Annotated in this window: 6 protein-coding genes; all 6 read left to right on the forward strand. The window is 74.5% G+C overall.

What is annotated here, in order from left to right; all coding sequences use genetic code 11:
* Positions 1–71 precede the first annotated feature (71 nt).
* Entirely contained in the window at positions 72–1,304 is a 1,233-nt protein-coding gene (locus ABT247_RS05660) for an MFS transporter (RefSeq protein ID WP_350738421.1), read from the forward strand.
* A 508-nt stretch (positions 1,305–1,812) separates the two neighbouring features.
* Complete coding sequence (locus tag ABT247_RS05665) at positions 1,813–2,580, forward strand: TVP38/TMEM64 family protein (RefSeq protein WP_350738424.1); 768 nt, start codon at positions 1,813–1,815, stop codon at positions 2,578–2,580.
* Between the two features lie 44 nt (positions 2,581–2,624).
* A complete protein-coding gene (locus ABT247_RS05670) occupies positions 2,625–3,140 on the forward strand; it encodes a DinB family protein (RefSeq protein WP_350738427.1) in 516 nt (171 codons plus the stop codon).
* A 271-nt stretch (positions 3,141–3,411) separates the two neighbouring features.
* Positions 3,412–3,804 (forward strand): cell division protein SepF, encoded by a 393-nt coding sequence (locus ABT247_RS05675; RefSeq protein WP_350738429.1) that lies wholly within the window; start codon positions 3,412–3,414, stop codon positions 3,802–3,804.
* Between the two features lie 149 nt (positions 3,805–3,953).
* A complete protein-coding gene (locus ABT247_RS05680; RefSeq protein WP_350738433.1) occupies positions 3,954–4,580 on the forward strand; it encodes a TetR/AcrR family transcriptional regulator in 627 nt (208 codons plus the stop codon).
* Positions 4,577–6,000 (forward strand): MFS transporter (locus ABT247_RS05685; RefSeq protein WP_350738436.1); only part of this gene is annotated, 1,424 nt, incomplete at its 3' end. The genes ABT247_RS05680 and ABT247_RS05685, both read left to right, overlap by 4 nt.

Here is a 6,000-nt window from a genome sequence, read left to right on the forward strand (position 1 = left end):
CCCGGGCGGCCCGTAGACCACCCACAGGGCACCGTCGCGCCCACTGCGCGCGACCGGGAGGGGAATGCCGAATGACCATGACCACCCTCGAACCACTCGCCGCCCCACGCCGGGCCAGGACGAGCATCGCGCTGGTCTTCGGCGTGCACGGCGCCGTCAGCGGCACCTTCGTCACCCGCATCCCGTGGATCCAGGACCGCCTGGACCTCTCCCCCGGGCAGCTCGGCCTGGCCCTGGTCATGCCCGCCATCGGCTCCTCCCTCGCGATGCCACTGGCCGGGCGCTTCGTCCACCGCCACGGCGGCCGGGCCGCAGTGCGCGGGCTGGTCTCGCTGTGGTGCCTGGCCCTCGCACTCCCCGCCCTCGCCCCGTCCCTGCCGGTGCTGTGCGCACTGCTGCTCCTGTACGGCGCCACGGCGGGCATGGCGGACGTCGCGATGAACGCCCAGGGGGTGGAGATCGAGCAGCGGCTCGGCCGCTCGATCATGTCCGGGCTGCACGGGATGTGGAGCGCGGGCGGCCTGGTGGCCTCCGGCTTCGGCATCCTGGCCGCCCACCTCGACCTCGACGCCCGGCTCCAGCTGGCCGTCACCGCGCTGGTCCTGCTCGCGCTGGCCCAACCGGTCTGCCGGGTCCTGCCCGAGCTGCGCGCACCCGAGGCGGCGGAGGCGCCGCCGCACTTCGCCCTGCCGCCGCGCAGCTCGCTGGTGATCGGGCTGGTCGGCTTCTGCGCGGTGTTCGGCGAGGGCGCGTCAATGGACTGGAGCGGCGTCTACCTGCGCGACGTCACCGGCTCCTCGGCCACCGTCGCCGCCGCCTCCTACACCGCCTTCGCGCTGACCATGGCGGTCAGCCGGCTCGCCGGCGACGCGGTGATCCGCCGCCTGGGAGCCGTCCGCACCACCCGGCTGGGCGGAGCGGTCGCAACCGTCGGCGGGGTGCTGGTGGTGGCGGCCGACCACCCGGCGCTGGCCATCCCGGGCTTCGCGCTGATCGGCGTCGGCATCGCGGTGATCGTCCCGCTCGCCTTCGCGGCGGCCGGGCGGATCGGCAACAACCCCAGCCAGGCCATCGCGGGCGTCGCCACCGTCACCTACACCTCCGGCCTGGTCGCACCGGCCGTGATCGGCGCCCTCGCCCAGGCCACCTCGCTGACCGTCTCCTTCGGCCTGGTCACCCTGCTCGCCTTCGCCCTCCTGCTGAGCGCCGGGGCACTGCGCCGCGCCGAGCCGGACTTCCCCGCCGCGGGGGTGAGCGCGGCCGCGGCGGAGAGCACCCCGGGTCAGAACCTCCCCGCCCGGTGACGGGCCGCCTCCGGGCCAGGGGCGCCGTACGACCGACGCCGACGGCCGGGCGCGCTCAGCACCCGGCGGTCGGCGCGACCGGCCCCCGCCCGACGGCCGGGGGTCCGCCGACGCAGCGTGCGGCGCCTGGCCGCCGGAGGGTGATCCCTTGGCCCGGCCGCCGGTGACGCCCACACCGACGTCCGCGCCGGCCCGTCCCACCGGGACGCGGCCGTCCGGGGGGCTGCTGCCGGTTGCTCGACGACCTGGTGGACGCCGACTCGATGGACCGACTCACCACCAAGGCCGACGATCGCGACACTCGGGTCAGGACCGCCGCGTTCCACGCGCCGGCCTGCGACCGGCGCGAGGGCGGCACCTGCACACCCGGCGCGGCTCGCGTCCTCGAACCCGCCCTGCGGGTCCGGGCCACGGCAGCCGAACCGGTCGGCACGTGGCGGGTCGGACCGCCCCCGCCGCCTGCGGACCGGCGCGTCGGCGCCGCTCGGGCACCGGCTACGCTCGGGCGGTGCCCGAAGCCCTGACGACCGCCCCGGCGCCGAGCGCCGCCGAGTGCTCCGCGAAGACCGCCACCGAGACCGCCCGCAGGACCGCCGTCGCGGGCGCCGCCGCACGGCCGGCCCGCTCGCCCTGGTGGCGGTTCGGCCTGCTGGTGCTGCTGCTCGGGGCGTGCGCCGGGTCCCTGCTGCTGTGGAGCCCGACGGACCTGCTCTCCGGCGGCCTCGCGGACCGGATGCCCGGCTACTGGTTCGCGCCGCTGTTCACCGTCGTCTACGCGGTCGGCACCCTCGCCTTCGTCCCTCGCCCCGCGCTCAACGCCGTCGCCGGGCTGCTGCTGGGCATCCAGCAGGGCGTACTGCTGGCCGTGCTCGGCACCACGCTCGGCGCGGCCATGGCCTTCGCCCTCGGCCGCGGCCTCGGCCGGGAGGCCCTGAAGCCCTACCTGCGCGGCAGGGTGCTCGGCGCCCTCGACCAGCGCTTCACCGAGCAGGGGTTCCGCAGCGTCCTGGTGCTGCGGCTGCTGCCCGGACTGCCCTTCCAGGCCGGCAACTACGGCGCCGCCTTCTCCGGGGTCCGCTTCCTCCCCTTCCTCCTCGCCACCGGGATCGGCGTGGTGCCGACCACCGCCGTGTACGTCACCGCGGCCGCCAGTGCGGACCGGCCCGGCTCGGCCGCCTTCCTGGTCTCGGCCGGGGTGATCGCCCTGCTGGTGCTGGGCAGCCTGGTCGGCCTGTGGCGCGCGGCAGCCGCCCGCCGCCGGGGGCGGGTCGGCTGACGGATCGCTCGCGCCGCCGAGCCGTCGGCACGACGATGGAGGCCATGACCGAACTCCATCCGCGGGTGGACCCGCCGATGGCCGCCGACGAGGCGGCCATGCTCACCGCCTGGCTCGACTACCACCGCAGCACCCTCGCCCTGAAGTGCGAGGGCCTCTCCGACGACCAGCTCCGGCTGCGTTCCGTCCCGCCGTCCGCACTCTCGCTGCTCGGCCTGGTCCGGCACATGGCCGAGGTCGAACGCCACTGGTTCCAGGGCATCCTGCGCGGCGAGGAGATCACCGTCGGCCACTACTGGACGGAGGAGGACGAGGACGGCGACTTCGACCACGTCGACACCGCCGACGTCGCCGCCGACTTCGCCACCTGGCGCGCCGAGATCCAGGCCGCCCGGGAGGCCGCGGCCGGCCTGCCGCTGGACACCGTCGGCAAGCGGCTGCGCCGCGGCCAGGAGGTGACGCTCCGCTGGATCCTCGTCCACATGATCGAGGAGTACGCGCGGCACAACGGCCACGCCGATCTCCTGCGCGAACTCATCGACGGATCAACCGGCGAGTGAAATCGTTTCCGCATCGTTGACAGAAGGTCAATTGGGCGGTGACCGGTACCGATATCGTCTACGCGCGCAACCGTACGGCACGCAGCGGCGTCGCTTCCTTTGCCCGGGTCCGCCCGGGCTTCCGGCGCGGCACGACTCGTACGGGGGTCGCGAGCGGGCGCGGGACCGGTGAACAGTGCGATACTCGGACAGTTCCGACGAGTGGATGACGTGTCAAAAACGGACACGCGCCCCCGGGGGACCAGGACGGGACGAGGCAGGGAGGCGCGGCATGGGAGCACTTCGCGACGAGCACCACAACGGGTGGCTGATGCCCTCGGGGAACTACCCGGCCGCCGTGTACGACGACGAGTGGGTCGATCAGGAGACGGTGCCCGCGGCCCCCGCGCCCACGAAGATCGTCTCCCTGCGGCCGACGGGCTTCGAGGCGGCGCGCACGGTCGGCGAGCACATCCGGGCGAGCATCCCGGTGGTCATGGACCTCACCGAGATGGAGGAGGCGGAGGCCAAGCGCATGGTCGACTTCGCCTCCGGTCTGATCTTCGGCACCCGGGGCGGCATCGAGCGGATCGCCCGCCGGGTCTTCCTGCTCACCCCGGCCGACGTCGAGGTCATGGTGATCGACCGCCCGCTCGACGACACCGGGTTCTACAACCAGAGCTGAGTCGGCCGCCCGGCCCTCCAGCGCCCCGACCGGGGACGGCAGCCGCCGTCCCCGGTTTTTGCTGCCCGCACGCAGAGCACCGAGCACTCATCTGAGACGCGCAGAGAAATTCTGAGACACAGATGTCTCAATTCGGCTAGGCTTGGTCCATGGCCACCGACCGCGACACCGTTCTCGAAGCCGCCGTCGGCGTGCTCTCCCGCCGTCCCACCGCCCACATGGACGAGATCGCCCGCGCGGCGGGCATCAGCCGGGCCACCCTGCACCGGCTGTTCCCGGGCCGGGAGGCACTGATCCGCGAGGTCGGCCGACTCGGCCTGGAGCGCTTCGCCGCCGCCCTGGACACCGCCGCGACCGAGCGGGGCGACGCCGAGGCGGCCCTGCGCCGACTGGTCGACGCCGCCGTCCCGGACGCCATGCTCTGCGCCTTCCTGGCCGGCGAGAACCAGCTCTACGAGGACGACGACATCAACGACCTCTGGGAGGTCCAGATCGCCCGGCTGCACGCGCTCTTCCTGCGCGGGCAGCAGGAGGGCGTCTTCCGGATCGAGCTGAGCGCCGCCTGGCTCAGCGAGGCCTTCTTCGACCTCGTCGCCGGCATCGGCTGGGCCATCCAGGACGGCCGGCTCGCCCCGCGCGAGGCCGCCTTCTCGCTCGCCGAGCTGTTCCTCGGCGGCGCGCTGCGCCGGCCGGCCGCCGCTGCCACCCCTGCCGCCCCCTCCCCCGACCCCACCCACAGCACCTCGGACCGGAAACCGGAAACCGATATTCCATGAGCTCGACGGCTCTGCACCCCCTGACCACCCCGACCGACCGCCAGCGCTGGACCGGCCTCGCCGTCCTGGTGCTGGCCGTGACCGTAGTCGCCCTGGACGCGACCGTGCTGTCCCTCGCCATCCCGTCCATCAGCGAGACGCTGCGCCCCAGCGGGACCCAGCTGCTCTGGATCGGCGACTCCTACTCCTTCGTGCTGGCCGGCCTGCTGGTCAGCATGGGCGCACTGAGCGACCGGATCGGCCGCAAGAGGCTGCTGCTCTCCGGCGCCACCGCCTTCGGCGCCGCCTCGCTGCTCGCCGCCTACGCGCCGGGCCCGGGCTGGCTGATCGTGGCCCGTGCGCTGCTCGGCGTCGCCGGCGCGACGATCATGCCCTCCACGCTGTCGCTGATCCGCAGCCTGTTCCCGGACGACCGGGAGCGGGCCACCGCGATCGGCATCTGGGGCGCGGCCGCCACCGCCGGCGCCGCGCTCGGACCGGTCGTCGGCGGACTGCTGCTGGAGCACTTCTGGTGGGGTTCGGTGTTCCTGCTGAACATCCCGATCCTGCTCCTGCTGCTGGTGCTCGGAGCCTGGCTGCTGCCGGAGTCCAGGGACCCCGCGCCCGGCCGCTGGGACGTGCTGAGCGTGGCGCTGTCGATGGCGGGCGTGATCGGCGTGGTCTACGCGGTGAAGGAGGCGGCCGCGCACGGCGTGGCCCGTTGGGACGTCCCGGTCGCCTTCGTGCTGGGCGCCGCCGCGCTGACCGCCTTCGTCCGGCGCCAACTGCGGCTGGAGACCCCGCTGCTGGACGTGCGACTGTTCCGCGACCGGCGGTTCACCGCAGCCGTCACGGCGTCACTGATCTCGCTGGTCGGCCTGAGCGGCGTGATCTTCGTGGTCTCGCAGTACCTCCAGCTGGTCCGCGGCTACGAGCCGCTCCAGGCCGGCCTGGCGGAGCTGCCGGCCTTCGCCGGCTCGGTGGCCGGCGGTCTGCTGACCGCCCGGATCGCCCGGCGCTTCGGCGCCCGCAGGGCCCTGACCGCCAGCCTGCTCGCCATGGGGCTCGCCGCGGGCGTCCTGGGCTGGCTCGAGCAGGACACCTCCTACCTGCTGCTGGCCGCCGCCTTCCTGCTCACCGGCACGGCCGAGGGCGTGGTCTACACGCTCGGCGCCGACCTGGTGCTGGGCGCCGCGCCCGCCGACAAGGCCGGCGCCGCCTCCGCGGTGTCCGAGTCGGCGTACGAGCTGGGCACCGCGCTCGGCATCGCACTGGTCGGCTCGGTGGTCGGCTCGATCTACGCGAGCGGGCTGGCCGTCCCGGCCGGGGTCTCCGGGGAGACCGCCGCCCGGGCCGGCGAGTCGCTCGGCTCGGCCGTCGAGGCGGCGCACGGACTGCCGACGGCGGTGGCCGAGCCGCTGCTGGCCAGCGCCAAGGACGC

The organism is Kitasatospora sp. NPDC001539, assembly GCF_040298565.1.
Classification (GTDB): domain Bacteria; phylum Actinomycetota; class Actinomycetes; order Streptomycetales; family Streptomycetaceae; genus Kitasatospora.